The sequence below is a fragment of the Nonomuraea sp. 3N208 genome (genome assembly GCF_052245935.1).
GTDB lineage: Bacteria > Actinomycetota > Actinomycetes > Streptosporangiales > Streptosporangiaceae > Nonomuraea.
This window is the reverse complement of sequence record NZ_JBQQBR010000017.1, coordinates 191764-206754: the sequence shown is the minus strand read 5'-3', so window position 1 is coordinate 206754 and position 14991 is coordinate 191764. Positions and strand designations below refer to the sequence as shown.

Sequence of the window (14991 nt, the reverse complement as noted above, 5' to 3'; positions counted from 1 at the left end):
CACAACAAGTGATCTAAATGTGACCGAACTCTCCCAAATCATTCGTCGTCTTACATGCAGGAGCATTAAGGTTTTTTGAGGTGCCTTTGGTGCCCTGGGGGAGAGGACAGTCTTGAACGTTACGCCCACATGGAGGAGACCGGCCGCCGCCACCGTCGCGCTGCTGGCCGCGGCCGCCCTGACCGCCTCCTGCTCGAACGGCGGCACCACCACCACCGCCGCCGATCCCGGCGTACCCGAAACCACCACCTCGCCCACGCCCGAGGCCCCCACCGTCACGATCACTCCCGCCGAGGGCAGCGCCAAGGTCAGCCCCGACAAGAAGATCGTCGTCACCGCCGCAGGCGGCGCCCTCGAGGACGTCGCCGTCGCCGCCGGCGACGAGCCGATCGACGGCCGCTTCAACGCCGACAAGACCAAATGGGTCTCCAAGACCCCGCTCAAGCCCTCCACCGACTACACCGTCACCGCCAAGGCCGGCGTCACCACCGCCACCAGCGCTTTCACCACGGCCAAACCGGAGCGCGCCCTGCAGGTGATCGACGTGACCCCCAACGCCAAGGGCGAGACCATCGGCGTCGGCGCCCCCATCATCGTCACCTTCAACCAGCCCGTCGCCAACAAGGCCACCATCGAACGCGCCCTCGAAGTCGACGCAGAAAAGCCTGTCGAAGGCGCCTGGCGCTGGGTCGACGACACCAAGGCCATCTACCGCACCGCCAAATACTGGCCAGCCCACCAGAAGGTCACGTTCAACGCCCGCATCAGCGGCATCAAGGGCGGCAAGGGCCTGTACGGCACCAAGGACCACACCGCCACCCTCAAGATCGGCGCCAAGCAGATCAGCAAGGTCGACACCCGCACCAAGAAGATGTACGTCTACCAGGACGGCAAACGCGTGCAGACCATGCGCATCAGCGCCGGCATGGCCACCACCCGCGAATACACCACCACCTCGGGCGTCCACCTCACCATGGAACGCGGCAATCCCGTCCGCATGATCTCGCCCGGCCGCAAAAAGGGCGACCCCGGCTACTACGATGTGATGATCGACCACGCCGTCCGCATCTCCAACTCCGGCGAGTACGTCCACGCCAAGAACAACGTCTGGGCCCAAGGCGTGCGCAACGTCAGCCACGGCTGCATCAACGCCCGCCCCGACCAGGCCAAATGGTTCTACGACAACGTCCAGCGCGGTGACGTCGTCACCATCGTCGGCACCGACCGCGAACTGGAATGGAACAACGGCTGGGGCTATTGGCAGATGTCGTTCAAGGAGTGGAAGAAGGGCAGCGCCCTCAACGGCAAGGCCTGACCCACACCACCGGACCACCCCCCTAAAGTGACGGGGGTGGACATTCGTGAAGGAAGGGTCGACGACGTCGCCACTGTTCTGGCCATGTTCGACAGCGCCGTCGCCTGGCTCACCGCCCAGGGACGCACCGGCCAATGGGGCAGCCGGCCGTTCACCGGTGACCCCCGCCGCACCCAGCAGGTCACCCGCTGGGCCGCCGGCGGCGGCATGCGCATCGCCCACATCGACGGCACTCCCGCGGGCTGCATCGCCGTCGGACCCGCCCACGACTACGTCAGCCCCGCCCTCGAACCCGAGCTGTACGTCCAGGCCCTCGTCACCGACCGCCGCTACACCGGCCACCGCATCGGCCGCACACTCCTGGACTGGGCCGCGCAGGAAGGCCGCGCCCGCGGCGTCGCCCTGCTGCGCGTCGACTGCTACGCCGGCGACGACGGCCGCCTGGTCGCCTACTACGAAAGCTGCGGCTTCACCCGCGCCGAACCCTTCGCCGTAGGGGAGTGGCCCGGCATGCTCCTACACCGCCGCCTGTAAAACCGCCCACAACGCCCCCGGCGGACCTGCCACAGCACAGCACGGCGGCACCCACAGCACCGCACCACAGCACTACCCACAGCGCCCCACCCGCCGGCCGGCCGCCCTTGGCCGTACCACACCGGCCCCTCGGCGCGGCGTCACTGCGGCGGGCCGCTCCCGCGCAGCAGCGGATGCGACCGCATCGCCACCTCCAGCTCACCCGGCAGCTCATCACGGTAACGCCCCAGCGTCGACAGATCACTGTGCCCCAGCACCCGCCGCACCGCGTCCATGTCCACCGCATCGGCCAGCAAATGCGTCGCCGTCGTATGCCGCAACCCATGCGGTGTCACCGATCGCTGCCGATCCGCATCCACCCGCGCCTGCACCCGATCGATCACCGCCTGCACGTCCCCACGCGCCAGCCGCCGCCCCCGCCACGACAACAGCAACGCCTTGTCCTGCACCGCCGGCCGCCCCCGCGCCAGGTACACCTGCAGCACCCGCGCCACATCATCCGGCAACGGCACATCCCGCGTACGCCCGCCCTTGCCGAAAATCCGCCAATACCGCACCCCGTCGTTGCTGAAGAAGTCCTCCACGTTGGCCCGCACCAGCTCCGACACCCGCGGTCCCACCGTCGCCAGCAACAACACGATCAGCCCGTCACGCAACTCCGTCCGCTGATCACGCCGCTTGCCCGCCGCCGGCGGCTCCTCCGGCAACGCACGCGCCGCCCCGATCAGCCCCTGCGCCTGCTCCCGCGTCAACGCCCGCCGATGCGGACGCAACCCACCCCGCTCCTTGGCCGTCACCGTCGAGGCCGTCATCGGGTTGATCTGCACCCACCCGGCCAGCGTCGCATGCTGGAACAACGCCGAGATCGACCGCCGGAACCGCGCCTGCGACGACGCCGACTGCCCGACCGCCGACTGGCCCGCCGCCGGCTGCCTGGCGGCCCCGTCCACCTGCCAGCCGCCACCGGAACCCGGCCCGGACCTCGAACCGCCGCGCCCGCCCGCCGACCGATCTCCCGCCGGCTGCGCGCGCGCCGCCCGCCCGTCCGGCTTACGCGCGAACGCCAGCAACACCGCGTCCACGTCCTGGCCCGTCAGGTCGTCTAGCACGACCGCGGCACCGGCCAGGTCCACCAGCGTCGCCACATCCCGCGCATACACCTCCGCCGTCGACGGCGACAACGCCCCCGTCAACGTCCTGGCCCGCACCAGCTCCACATAACGATCCGCCGCCTCGGCCACCGTCAACCGCTCGAGCTCCGCAGGCCGCACCCCTGGCCACCCCTCTCTGCCTCGGCAACCATCCCGGCCTCGACGGTAGCGGCCCGCACCGACAAAAGCGCCACCCCGGCAAGCAACACCGCGGCGTTGTGCGCAGAGTCCCGGATGTCGAGGGATCACGGTAGCCGGCGTACGGCGCGACCAACCTGGACCCGTGGCTGCTACCAGGCCACACCGGGGCGATCTGACCGCCTGTAATGTCGGGAGGTCGCGAGCGGATCTCTGGATATGGAACGTCCGCCGGAGAGCAGAAGCCCGCGCCTGGGGAGAATGCATCAGGTCCGCTGGTGGCGTGAGGCGGCTACCGGCCGCTCCCGGCGCCTGATCGAGCGCGCCCGGTCGGGCACGCTTTTCACCAGCGTGCGTGGGCGCCCCGCCGCGCTCGTTGAAGTGGTCGGTCTGCTGCTCGTGATCCTGCTCTTCTCGCGGCTTCATGCCGCCGCCGGGAAGGACGTCGCGGCCGCCATCGCCAACGCTCGGGCCCTGCAATCCTTGGAGCGCGCCCTCCACCTGGACGTCGCGCTGCGGGCGAACCAGTGGCTGACCGAGCATGCGGCCCTGATCCAGCCGGCGGTGTACTACTACCGCCTGTACTACGTCGCGATCATCGGTGTGCTGGTGTGGGTCTTCGTCCGGCACGCCGATGTCTACGTCAAGGCCCGCCGGACCCTCGTTGCGATGGCCGTCCTCGTGCTGCCCGTTTTCTGGGCGCTGCCCATGTCGCCCCCACGGTTCGCCCTGCCGGGCGTCGTCGACATCATCGCCGAGCATGACATCCTGGGCGGCCATGCCTCACGCGAGATCGGAAACGGCCAGAACCTCTATTCGGCCATGCCCAGCCTGCACGTGGGATGGTCGATGTGGTGCGCGTACGCCGTCTGGTGCGCGCTGCGGGCCTCCCATCCCCGATTGGCGCTGTTGCCGTGGCTTTTCCCGCTAGGCATGACGGCGGTCGTGCTCACCACGGGAAACCACTACGTGCTCGACGTTGCCGCAAGCGCCGTGTTACTCGTTGCCTCCATCGCTGCCGCATCAGCGTGGGGCTACCTCGCCGAGCGCCGGCGCAGAGCGAGATCCCGGCCTTCGGGCTCACAGCTTCACGCCTGAGCAGAGCCGCACGTCGTGAGCGGTCATGGACGTCCGGCTCCGGGTCGGCCCGGATCTTGTCGCGCGCGAAGCGCGCCGAACCCATCGATCGCAGGCCAGCCGAGCAACCTCACCCAGCACGCAGCGTCATCAGGCCGGCGACGTCAGATGTCGCGGAACGTCTCGATCCGCGCCCCCAACGCGTTCAGCCGCTCCGCGAGATCCTCATACCCCCGGTTGATCACGTACACGTTCCGCAGCACCGACGTGCCCTCAGCCGCCATCATCGCCAGCAGCACCACCACCGCCGGCCGCAACGCCGGCGGGCACATCATCTCCGCGCTGCGCCACCGCGTCGGCCCCTCCACCAGCACCCGATGCGGATCCAGCAGTTTCACCGACGCCCCCAGCCGCGTCAGCTCCGTCAAATAGATCGCCCGGTTGTCATACACCCAGTCGTGGATCAACGTCGAGCCCTGCGCCGACGCCGCGATCGCGGCGAAGAACGGCACATTGTCGATGTTCAGCCCCGGGAACGGCATCGGATGGATCTTGTCGATGGGGGAGACCAGCTTCGACGGCCGCACCGTCAGATCCACCAGCCGCGTCCGCCCGTTCGCCGCCGCATACTCCTGCCCGCGGTCGTGATCGAGCCCCATCTCCTCCAGCACCGCCAGCTCGATCTCCAGGAACTCCACCGGCACCCGGCAGATCGTCAGCTCCGACGACGTCACCACGGCCGCCGCCAGCAGGCTCATCGCCTCCACCGGATCCTCAGAAGGGGAGTAGTCGACATCCCGCTCGATCACCGGCTGCCCGTGCACCGTCAGCGTCGTCGTGCCGATCCCTTCCACCCGCACCCCGAGCTGCTCCAGGAAGAAACACAGATCCTGCACCATGTAATTGGACGACGCGTTGCGGATCACCGTCACCCCATCGTGCCGCGCCGCCGCCAGCAACGCGTTCTCCGTCACCGTGTCACCCCGCTCGGTCAACACGATCGGCCGCGACGGCGACACCCCCCGATCCACCCGCGCGTGATAGAACCCGCCCGTCGCCGTGATGTCCAGCCCGAAATACTTCAGCGCCGACATGTGCGGCTGCACCGTGCGCGTCCCCAGATCACAACCGCCCGCGTACGGGATCTGGAACCGCTCCGTACGATGCATCAACGGCCCCAGAAACATGATCACGCTCCGGGTACGACGCGCCGCCTCGGTGTCCATCGCCTCCAGCTCCAACCTCGCCGGAGGCACGATCTCCAGATCGCTGCCCTCGTTGATCCACCGCGCCCGCACCCCGATCGACGCGAGCACCTCCAGGATCCGGTACACCTCCTCGATCCGCGCCACCTTGCGCAGGATCGTCCGCCCCGAGTTCAGCAGCGACGCGCACAACAACGCCACACACGCGTTCTTCGACGTCTTCACATCGATGCTGCCCGACAGCCGGCGCCCGCCCACCACCCGCAGATGCATCGGACCCGCATAACCCAGCGACACGATCTCACTGTCGAGCGCCTCGCCGATCCGGGCGATCATCTCAAGACTGATGTTCTGGTTACCACGCTCGATCCGGTTCACCGCACTCTGCGACGTCGCCAGCGCATCCGCCAGCTGCAGCTGCGTCCAACCTCGATGCTGCCGCGCATCCCGAATCAGCCGGCCGATCCGCACAAGATAATCATCTGCCACAACAGCAGACCATATCTCACATATGAGATGCACCCGCGTTCGCAGCGGCCGACGCGCCGGACAACTCCCGATGACGCGCCAAATGCGCCGGAGTCGCCACCGGACGTTCCTTCTGCACGAACGCCCGCCGCGCCGCTCGGAACCCGCCCCGATCGTCGAACATGTCGCGGCTCATCTCCGCCAGCTCCTCAGCCCGGTACGCATCCAGCGGCTTACGCCGCTCCTCAGCCTCCCGCGCCTGCCGACGCCCCACCAGCAGCCGATCGTACGACGGATCCGCCGCCAGCCGCTCAGCATACTCCAGCACCCGCCGCTCGAACTCCAACCGCGCCCCGCCCAGCGCCCGATCGGCCAGCCCCAGCTCCACCGCCTCCGCCGCCCCGATCGGCAACGCCTCCTGCGTCAACCGCAAAGCCTGCTCCGCCCCCACCCGCCGCGGCAACACATACGTCCACAACTCACTGCCGAACAACCCCATCGTCCGATAGTGCGGATTCAGCACCACCGCCTCCCGCACCACCACCCGGTCGGCGCCCAGCCCCATCATCACCCCACCCGCACCCGCGTTACCGCCGATCGACGTCACCACCAGCTGCCGCGTACACGCCACGATCTCGCGGCACACCGCGTTGATCGCATTGATGTTCATCCATGCCTCCAGCTCCGGATGCCGCGACGCCTCGATCACGTTCAAATGAATGCCGTTCGAGAACACCTCCCCGCCCCGCACCACCAGCACCCGCGTATCCTGCGCCACCGCATACCGCAGTGCCGCCGCCAGCCGCCGGCACTGCTCCGTCGACATCGCCCCGTTGTAGAAGTCGAAACTCACCACCCCCACACCCTCACTGCGGTCATAGGTGATCTCGCTGTAGCCCGGCCGCTCCGGCACCCCCGCCACCAGCTCACCCAGCGCCATCGCGGCCGGCAGCTTCACCGCGCCCTCCCGCTCCAGCCGCACATGCCCCACCCACACCGTCCCGTCCCCGGTGTGCACCAGCACCGCACCCTCACGCCGCGCCGCCACCCGGCCCGGCTCCCCGGCCAGCTCCGGACCCCGGTACACGTCGAACACCCGCACCGGCAGATCACACAGCACCGCCCGACCGCCCGGAGCCCCGTCGGCCGCCCGCACCCGCCGCACGATGTCCTCAGCCGGCTCCTCCCAGGAGAACTCCCGGTCCCCATGCCGCATCGCCCGCCGCAACCGCCCCCGAACCTCGGGGGAGCGGTAATCCAGCGGCACCGGCTGAAACGACGCATCGGCCGCCTTGACCGCCACCTCCGCCACCAGCTCCACCGCCGCATCCGCCACCGGGCCGTTGTACAACGCCGACTTCCGCGGCACCCCTGATGAGTCGCCGGGCGGCAGCGCGAACGTCCGATACCCCCACAGCGGGCCCGCGTCCATCTCCTCCACCGCCTGCAACGCCGTCACCCCCCACTCCGGCTCGGCGTCGACGATCGCCCAATCCAGCGACGACGGACCCCGATCCCCGGGCGGCCCAGGATGGATGATCACCGTGCGGACGTTCCGCCACACCCGCGACGGCACCCGCTCCTTCAAGAACGGGCAGATCACCAGATCCGGCTTGGCCAGCTCCACCGCCTCGGCCATCACCTCCTCCGAGACGGCCAGCTCGACGCTCACGTCATGACCGGCCCGGCGCAGCTCCAGCCACGCACGCTGAGTCAGGCCGTTGAAGGAGGAGCACAGCAGCAAGATACGCAACGCCAGACTTCTTTCCAGGAGAGCGGGGGAGAGGGGCAACGATCAGGGCACGCACACGGGTCTAACCTGCCACGGCAGGCCGGTCCCACCGGCCCCGATCATTTACGGCAGTCCCATAAGGCCCATACATGCATCGATGCTGACATGGAAAACACACTGCTGCTGACAATTCAACGCAAAAACCCACCCGGCCAGCCCCACTTGACCCGCTTTGCCCAAAAGATCCCCCGCGGAGATCAGGAGGACCGGCCGCTTCACCGTACGGACGTGCCCGCGGCCCCCGTGGGGAACTCCTCGATGCCGAGCACCCGCAGCAGCTCCAGCCGCTCGCGGGTCTCGGCGTCCGCCGGGGTGAGCACCAGCAGCTGCTGACCCTGGTCGGGGGTGACCAGGGTCTCGCAATCCATCAGCAGCCGGCCCACCCGCGGGTGCAGCACGGTCTTGCGGTCGAGGCGCCGGACCGCCACCTCGTGCTCGGCCCAGAGCCGGCGGAAATCGGCGCTCGCAGCCTGCAAACGATCGACGAGCCCGGCGACCGTGGGGTCGCCGGACCGGCGGCCCGCGGCCGCGCGCAGGTCGGCCACGAACTGACGGGCCTGACGCTCCTGCTCCTCCGGCGGGCAGACGGCGCGGGCGGCGGCCTCGGTGAACCAGCGGTACACGACATAGCGCCGGTCACCGGAGTAGCCGCTGTGCTCGCCCGTCAGCAGGACGGCCGCCCGGTTCTGGGCCAGGACCTCCCCCAGGTCGGACAGCACCAGGGCCGGGGTGTCACCGAGCAGGTCGAGCATGCGCACCAGGCCGGCGCGGGCCAGGCGCGCCACCCCGTCGGCAGGCGGGGGCCGGTGGCCGGCCAGGTGGAACAGGTGGTCGCGCTCATCGTCGGACAGGCGCAACGCCCGGGCCAGCGCGCCGAGCAGCTGGGTCGAGGGCTGACTGCTGCGGCCCTGCTCGAGGCGTACGACATAGTCCACCGACATGCCAGCCAGCATCGCCACCTCCTCCCGGCGCAAGCCGATGGTGCGGCGGCGGGGACTGTCGGCCAGACCCACCTCGGCCGGACGGATCGCCTCCCGGCGGCGGCGCAGGAAGTCGGCGAGCTGGTCACGTTGCATGCCTTCATACTGCCTCGCGGCCGGCGAGCCGAGCCAGGGAGCGGCTCTCCCATGATGAACGCTCCGCTTCCGCCCCTCCCGGCCCGGGCCCAGGGTTGGGAGCGACGTCGACAAGGACATCGACAAGAGGGAGAACGTGATGCAGATACGAACCCTGGGCCGCACCGGACCGGCCGTTTCCGCGCTGGGCCTGGGCGCGATGGGCATGTCGGGCGCCTACGGCGCGACCGACCGCGCGGAGAGCATCGCCACCGTGCACGCCGCGCTGGAGGCCGGCGTCACACTGATCGACACCGGCGACTTCTACGCCATGGGCCACAACGAGTTGCTGCTCGCCGAGGCGCTGCGCGGCCGGGATCGCGACAGCTACCAGCTGAGCGTCAAGTTCGGCCAGCTGCGGGGGCCGGGCCGCGAGTTCGGCGGGCAAGACGGCCGTCCCGAGGCGGTGAAGAACTTCGTGGCCTACTCGCTGACCCGGCTGGGCACCGACCACATCGACATCTACCGTCCCGCCCGGCTGGACCCGGCGATACCGATCGAGGAGACGGTGGGCGCGATCAAGGAGATGGTCGACGCCGGACACGTGCGCCACATCGGGCTCTCGGAGGTCGATGCGGCGACGATCCGCCGGGCGCACGCCGTGCACCCGATCGCCGACCTCCAGATCGAGTACTCGCTGCTCTCCCGCGCGGTGGAGACGGACGTTCTGCCCGCACTGCGGGAGCTCGGCATCGGCCTGACCGCGTACGGCGTCCTCAGCCGCGGCCTCATCTCCGGGCACTGGACCACAGGCCATACCCCCGGCCCCGGCGACAGCCGCGGCTTCAGCCCGCGCTTCTCCAGCGAGAACGTGGAACACAACCTCGCCCTCGCGGACGCTCTGCGCCGCGTCGCCGAGGTGAAGGGCTGCACCGTCGCCCAGCTGGCCATCGCCTGGGTGGCCGCACAGGGCCAGGACATCGTGCCGCTGGCCGGCGCTCGCACCCGCGAGCGGCTGGCCGAGGCGCTGCCCGCCATGGACCTGAACCTCACCGCGGACGACCTGGCCGACATTGAAAAGGCGGTGCCGCCGGGCGCGGCGCGCGGCGACCGATACCCGTCCGCGTTCATGTCCAGCCTTGGCGTGGGCAACTGAGCCCGGCTTCCCGACACAGCACCAGGGACGGATCAAGGGCCGCTACGCGGCGCGTAGCGGCCCTTGATCCGTCCCTCCAACACGAAGCACCTCCGACGAAGGCTCCAGCTCCATGGCCGGCGTTGCAAGACGGTCTGCGGGCGCCGCCGGCCGTCCGCCTGCGCGCGACGAGTTCAAAGCCGATCAAGAACATTCGCCCCGTTGCTCATCCGACGCGGCCGGACATGGGATCTGCACAGTTTCCGATGGCACGTGCAGTGGGGACAGACCTCGCATGGACGACATGTGGGACGTAGCGATCGTGGGAGCGGGACCGGCGGGCTCGGCGGCGGCGCTGCGGGCCGCGCAACTACGCCCGGAGCTGCGCGTGCTCCTGCTGGACAGAGCCGACTTCCCCCGTGACAAGCCGTGCGGCGACGGCATCGCCGCCCACGGGCGCGACGAGCTGGCCCTGCTGGGGCTGCCCGCGCTCATCGACGACTACCGGCCCACCCCCCGCCTGACCGTGGTCTCGCCAGGCGGGGTGCGGGTCTCCGCCGAGGCCGCGCGGCCCAATCACGTGGTGCCCCGCCGGGTGTTCGACGCTCGCCTGGTGGCCGCCGCGCGGGCCAGGGGCGTCGAGGTACGCCGCCACCGCGTCAAGGATCTCGTCTTCGACGGGTCCGGCGTGGTCATCGACGGGCGGCTGCGGGCCCGTACGGTGGTGGCCGCCGACGGAGCCGGCTCGGTGGTGCGCCGCCTGATCGGCCTGGCCGCCGCCGCCGAGAAGCACACCGCCATCGCCGTGCGCGGCTACGCCGACGTGCCCGAGGAGGACGATGTCCAGCTCATCGCCATGCAAAAGGCGGGCTGGCCGGCCTACGCGTGGTCGTTCCCCATCGGCGACGGCACCGCGAACGTCGGCTTCGGCATGCTGCTGCCCCGGCTGCGCGCGGCGGGGGCGCCCGGACGTCAGGTGCTGCACGGCAGGCTCGCCGAGCTGCTGCCCGACCGGCCCGCCCGCGACCTGCGCGCCCACCACCTGCCGCTCTCGACCGGCCGGCCGACGCCCGGCGCCGGACGGGTCCTGCTCGCCGGTGACGCCGCGGGGCTGATCAACCCGCTCACCGGCGAGGGCATCTACTACGCGCTGCTGTCCGGGCGGCTGGCGGCCGAGGCAGCGGTGGAGTCGCCCGGCGATCCGCTGACACTGTACCGGGGCAAGCTACGCAGGGCGCTCGGACGGCACCTGCGCACCACCGACGTGCTGGCCCGGCTGGCCCAGTCCCCCGGTTTCATCGACGCGGCGATCGAGACCGCCGTGCACCGCAAGGAGGTGTTCGACCTGCTGGTGGAGGTGGGGCTCGGGGCCGGAACAGTGCCCGCGCCGCTCGCGCTGGCCGTGGCGATGCGGTGGCTGCGCGGATCCCTGCGCCCCGGGCAGTGAGCGGGGCGTGCGGCCATGCGAGTCACGCGGTGAGCGAGGCGCCGCCGGCAACCAGGAGGATCACGTCCACGGCCGCCACGGCCACGGCGGTGACGAACGGCACCCGTGAGGACCTGGCGGCCAGCAGCAGCCCCAGGGCCGCCAGGCCCGAGGCGGCCGCCACGGCCAGCCAGCCCGCCACGCCGGGGGCGGCGCCTCCAGGGCCGAAGACGAGCAGGCAGGTGGCGGCCAGCAACGGCACGGGGACCAGGAGCCGTACGCGGGCGGCGCCCATGCGCTGCGGCCAGCCGCGTACGCCGGTGACCAGGTCGCCCGCGATGTCCGGCAGCACGTTGGCCAGATGCGCGCCCACACCGAGCAGCGCGGCGGCCAGGACCGCCCACCACGCCGGCCACGGCTCACCGGGCAGGCCCAGCGTCACGAAGGCCGGCAGCACGCCGAACCCCACGGCGTAAGGTGCCCACGACAGGAGGGTCGCCTTCAGCCCGAAGTCGTACCCCCAGGCCGCCAGCACCCCCGCGAGGTGCAGCGCGCCCGCCCGCCAGCCGGAGGCCAGCGACAGCGGCACGCAGCAGGCCAGCGCCACAAGAGCGGCGATCCACACCGCACGCGCGCTCACCGCGCCGCCCGCGACAGGCTTGCCCGCGCGCCCGGCCACCGCGTCCCGCTCGGCGTCGATCGCGTCGTTGCACCAGCCGATCGAGAGCTGCCCCGTCAGCACGGCCGCGCCCGCCAGAACGCACCCGACCGCGTCGCGCCCCGTGGCCACGGCCAGCGCGGTGACCAAAGCGGTCACGGCCGCGGTCGGGCCGGGATGGCACGCACGCGCCAGCCCGACGGCCAGCCGCCCCGGCCCATCGCGTACGACGGCGGCGGCCGCGGGGTCGGGGTCAGTCACAAGGTGATCGTAGACCGGGCGATCGCCGCCGAGAATTCCCACGCTCCACGTATGGCTTAAATGACCATTTAGACGGGAAACGTGCGGGGAGTAAGAGTTGTCGGCTGCCGAGGGAGAACTGCATGACCCGTATCGCCGCAGTCCGTTGTGCTTTCCCTCCCCACCGATACCCACAGGCCGAGCTCACCGACATGGCCGCCCGCGTATGCCTGCCGCACAACGCCGACCGGCGCCTCCTCGACCGCCTGCACCGCAACGCCAAGGTGGACTACCGCAACCTCGCCCTGCCCATCGAGCAGTACGACAAGCTCAACGGCTTCGGCGCCGCCAACGACGCCTTCGTCTCGGTCGCCGTGGACCTGGGACTCGAGAGTGTGAAGGCCGCCCTGGACGCGGCCGAACTGAAGCCGACCGACGTAGACATGATCATGTTCACGTCGGTGACCGGCATCGCCGCGCCCTCCGTCGACGCCCGCCTGGCGGCCGCGCTCGGCCTGCGACCCGACGTCAAACGGGTGCCCATCTTCGGCCTGGGCTGCGTGGCCGGAGCCGCGGGCATCGCCAGGATCCACGACTACCTGCGCGGCTGGCCGGACCACGTGGCCGTGCTGCTGTCGGTGGAGTTATGCTCGCTCACCGTCCAGCGGGGCGACTCCTCGCCCGCGAACCTGGTCGCCAGCGCGTTGTTCGGCGACGGCGCGGCCGCCGTGGTGGCCTGCGGCGGCGAACGCCGGGCAGCCGGTCCCACCGTGGTGGCCACCCGCAGCCACCTGTATCCGGGCTCCGAGCACGTCATGGGATGGCAGGTGGGCGACACCGGGTTCCGCGTGATGCTGGACGCGAGCGTCCCGGCGCTCGTGCGGCGGTACCTGGCCGACGACGTGCACGGCCTTCTGGCCGAGCACGGCGTGACAGCCGGCGAGGTGACGGCGTGGGTGTGCCACCCCGGCGGGCCGAAGGTGCTCGAAGCCGTGTCGGACGTGCTCGGCCTGCCCGCGGACGCACTCGACGTGACATGGCGCTCACTGGCGGCCAACGGCAACCTATCCTCCTCCTCGGTCCTGCACGTCCTCGGCGACACCCTCGCCACCCGGCCGCCCGAACCGGGAACCTGGGGACTGATCATCGCCATGGGACCCGGCTTCTGCTCGGAACTCGTCCTGATCCGCTGGTGACCGCACCCACGACCCGACTGCTGGTGACTACCTGATGACCTGGTATCTCATACTCGTCGTACTCGTCGGCCTGGAACGTGTGGCCGAACTCGTCGTCGCCCGCCGCAACGCCGCGTGGAGCATGGCACGCGGCGGTGTCGTGACCGGTCAAGGGCACTATCCGTGGATGGTGGCCCTGCACACCGGGTTGCTCGTCGGCGCGCCCCTGGAGGCCGCGCTGGCAGAGCGACCCTTCCTTCCCGCGCTCGGCTGGCCGATGCTCGCCCTCGTCGTGGCGGCCCAGGGGTTGCGGTGGTGGTGCATCACCTCACTCGGGCCGCGCTGGAACACGCAGGTGATCGTGGTGCCCGGCCTGCCACTGGTGACACGCGGCCCCTACCGGTTCCGGTGGCTGCGGCACCCCAATTACGTGGCAGTGGCGATAGAGGGGCTCGCGCTGCCGCTCGTACACACGGCCTGGGTGACCGCCCTGACGTTCACCATGCTCAACGCCGCGCTGATGGTCGTGCGGATCCGATGTGAGAACGCGGCCCTCGCCCTCGCCTCGGAGCGGTGACGGCATGATCGACGTGCTCGTCGCCGGCGGCGGCCCAGCGGGGCTCGCGACGGCCGTTCACGCAGCGCTGGCCGGGATGGAGGCCGTCGTCGTCGAGCCGCGCGCCTCGCCCGTGGACAAGGCATGCGGCGAGGGCATCATGCCGGCCGGCGTGGCAGCACTGGAGGCGATGGGGGTGCAGGTCGAGGGACGCGGGTTCCGCGGCATCCACTACCTCGACGGCCGGCGAGAGGTGCGGGCCGCCTTCTCCGCCGCCCCCGGGCTGGGCGTACGCCGCACACATCTGCACGCCGCGCTCGCACGGCGGGCCGCCGAACTGGGCGTCAAGACGGTCACCGGCAAGATCACCCGCATCGAGCAGGACCGAGACGGCGTGGAAGCCACCGGGCTGCGAGCCCGCTGGCTGGTGGCCGCCGACGGACTGCACTCGCCGCTGCGCCGCTCCCTCGGCCTCGACCTCCCCGCGCGCGGACCCCGCAGGTACGGCCAGCGCAGGCACTACAGGATCGAACCGTGGACCGACTTCGTCGAGGTCCACTGGTCGAGCGCCGGCGAGGCATACGTCACCCCCGTCGCCGGCGACCTGATCGGCGTCGCGATACTCAGCTCGGAGCGACGCGGCTACGACGAGCACCTGCGCGGCTTCCCCGACCTGAGCCACCACCTGCGCGGCCCGGCCGTCACCCCAGTGCGCGGCGCGGGCCCGCTGCGCCAGGCCGTGCGCACCCGCCGCGCGGGACGCGTCCTCCTGGTCGGGGACGCCGCCGGCTACGTGGACGCGCTCACCGGCGAGGGCGTCTCCCTGGCCGTACGCTCGGCCGAACTGCTCGTCAGGTGCCTGGCCGAGGACCGGCCCGAGGACTACGACGGCGCGTGGCTACGGCTGTCTCGCACGCACCGGCTGCTGACGGGCGCGCTCGTGCAGGCCACACGCCGCCCCGGCACAGCCCGACTGGTGGTACCCGCCGCCCACCGCCTGCCCGGCCTGTTCACGGGCATCGTCAGGATCCTCGCCTGACACATCCATTCCTGATCTTCATCCAGT

At 70.8% G+C, this 14991-nt stretch carries 13 protein-coding genes; 8 read left to right on the top strand and 5 right to left on the bottom strand.

The features are described 5' to 3' along the window. Nucleotides 1-112: 112 nt before the first annotated feature. Both ACTWPT_RS26500 and ACTWPT_RS26495 read left to right on the top strand, forming a co-directional pair. Nucleotides 113-1315 (top strand): Ig-like domain-containing protein, encoded by a 1203-nt coding sequence (locus ACTWPT_RS26500; protein ID WP_443180151.1) that lies wholly within the window; start codon nt 113-115, stop codon nt 1313-1315. 36 nt (nt 1316-1351) lie between these two features. After that, a complete protein-coding gene (locus ACTWPT_RS26495) occupies nt 1352-1849 on the top strand; it encodes a GNAT family N-acetyltransferase (protein ID WP_443180150.1) in 498 nt (165 codons plus the stop codon). Nucleotides 1850-1989: 140 nt separating this feature from the next. On the opposite strand, the gene ACTWPT_RS26490 is transcribed toward ACTWPT_RS26495, so the two are convergent. Then, nucleotides 1990-3120 carry a tyrosine-type recombinase/integrase gene (locus tag ACTWPT_RS26490; RefSeq protein ID WP_443180149.1) on the bottom strand — a complete coding sequence of 377 codons (1131 nt, stop codon included), beginning with the start codon at nt 3118-3120 and terminating at the stop codon, nt 1990-1992. A gap of 279 nt (nt 3121-3399) precedes the next feature. On the opposite strand from ACTWPT_RS26490, the gene ACTWPT_RS26485 reads away from it, so the two are divergent. Continuing rightward, on the top strand, nt 3400-4236 hold the full coding sequence (locus ACTWPT_RS26485; RefSeq protein WP_443180148.1) for a phosphatase PAP2 family protein: 837 nt from the start codon (nt 3400-3402) through the stop codon (nt 4234-4236). Nucleotides 4237-4379: 143 nt separating this feature from the next. On the opposite strand, the gene ACTWPT_RS26480 is transcribed toward ACTWPT_RS26485, so the two are convergent. The 3 genes from ACTWPT_RS26480 to ACTWPT_RS26470 form a co-directional block, all read right to left on the bottom strand. Continuing rightward, nucleotides 4380-5909 carry a helix-turn-helix domain-containing protein gene (locus ACTWPT_RS26480; RefSeq protein WP_443180147.1) on the bottom strand — a complete coding sequence of 510 codons (1530 nt, stop codon included), beginning with the start codon at nt 5907-5909 and terminating at the stop codon, nt 4380-4382. A gap of 16 nt (nt 5910-5925) precedes the next feature. Continuing rightward, complete coding sequence (locus ACTWPT_RS26475; RefSeq protein WP_443180146.1) at nt 5926-7641, bottom strand: enoyl-CoA hydratase-related protein; 1716 nt, start codon at nt 7639-7641, stop codon at nt 5926-5928. A gap of 254 nt (nt 7642-7895) precedes the next feature. Further along, nucleotides 7896-8756, bottom strand: a complete 861-nt coding sequence (locus ACTWPT_RS26470) for a helix-turn-helix transcriptional regulator (protein WP_443180145.1) — start codon at nt 8754-8756, stop codon at nt 7896-7898. 139 nt (nt 8757-8895) lie between these two features. Here ACTWPT_RS26470 and ACTWPT_RS26465 point away from each other — a divergent pair, with 139 nt between their 5' ends. Both ACTWPT_RS26465 and ACTWPT_RS26460 read left to right on the top strand, forming a co-directional pair. Further along, entirely contained in the window at nt 8896-9891 is a 996-nt protein-coding gene (locus tag ACTWPT_RS26465; RefSeq protein ID WP_443180144.1) for an aldo/keto reductase, read from the top strand. A gap of 283 nt (nt 9892-10174) precedes the next feature. Then, a complete protein-coding gene (locus tag ACTWPT_RS26460) occupies nt 10175-11317 on the top strand; it encodes an NAD(P)/FAD-dependent oxidoreductase (RefSeq protein ID WP_443180143.1) in 1143 nt (380 codons plus the stop codon). A 22-nt stretch (nt 11318-11339) separates the two neighbouring features. Here the strand turns inward: ACTWPT_RS26460 and ACTWPT_RS26455 are convergent, their stop codons facing one another. Next, complete coding sequence (locus ACTWPT_RS26455; RefSeq protein ID WP_443180142.1) at nt 11340-12215, bottom strand: UbiA family prenyltransferase; 876 nt, start codon at nt 12213-12215, stop codon at nt 11340-11342. Between the two features lie 122 nt (nt 12216-12337). On the opposite strand from ACTWPT_RS26455, the gene ACTWPT_RS26450 reads away from it, so the two are divergent. The 3 genes from ACTWPT_RS26450 to ACTWPT_RS26440 are packed head-to-tail and all read left to right on the top strand — an operon-like array spanning nt 12338 to nt 14964. Beyond that, nucleotides 12338-13390, top strand: a complete 1053-nt coding sequence (locus ACTWPT_RS26450) for a type III polyketide synthase (protein WP_443180141.1) — start codon at nt 12338-12340, stop codon at nt 13388-13390. 34 nt (nt 13391-13424) lie between these two features. Then, on the top strand, nt 13425-13946 hold the full coding sequence (locus tag ACTWPT_RS26445) for an isoprenylcysteine carboxyl methyltransferase family protein (RefSeq protein WP_443180140.1): 522 nt from the start codon (nt 13425-13427) through the stop codon (nt 13944-13946). 4 nt (nt 13947-13950) lie between these two features. Beyond that, nucleotides 13951-14964, top strand: coding sequence for an NAD(P)/FAD-dependent oxidoreductase (locus tag ACTWPT_RS26440; RefSeq protein ID WP_443180139.1), 1014 nt, complete (start codon nt 13951-13953; stop codon nt 14962-14964). Nucleotides 14965-14991 lie beyond the last annotated feature (27 nt).

Coding starts and splice junctions, on each gene's coding strand:
- ACTWPT_RS26445 (WP_443180140.1), top strand. CDS start 13,425: ATGACCTGGTATCTCATACTCGTCGTACTCGTCGGCCTGGAACGTGTG.
- ACTWPT_RS26450 (WP_443180141.1), top strand. CDS start 12,338: ATGACCCGTATCGCCGCAGTCCGTTGTGCTTTCCCTCCCCACCGATAC.
- ACTWPT_RS26485 (WP_443180148.1), top strand. CDS start 3,400: ATGCATCAGGTCCGCTGGTGGCGTGAGGCGGCTACCGGCCGCTCCCGG.
- ACTWPT_RS26440 (WP_443180139.1), top strand. CDS start 13,951: ATGATCGACGTGCTCGTCGCCGGCGGCGGCCCAGCGGGGCTCGCGACG.
- ACTWPT_RS26460 (WP_443180143.1), top strand. CDS start 10,175: ATGTGGGACGTAGCGATCGTGGGAGCGGGACCGGCGGGCTCGGCGGCG.
- ACTWPT_RS26465 (WP_443180144.1), top strand. CDS start 8,896: ATGCAGATACGAACCCTGGGCCGCACCGGACCGGCCGTTTCCGCGCTG.
- ACTWPT_RS26470 (WP_443180145.1), bottom strand. CDS start 8,756: ATGCAACGTGACCAGCTCGCCGACTTCCTGCGCCGCCGCCGGGAGGCG.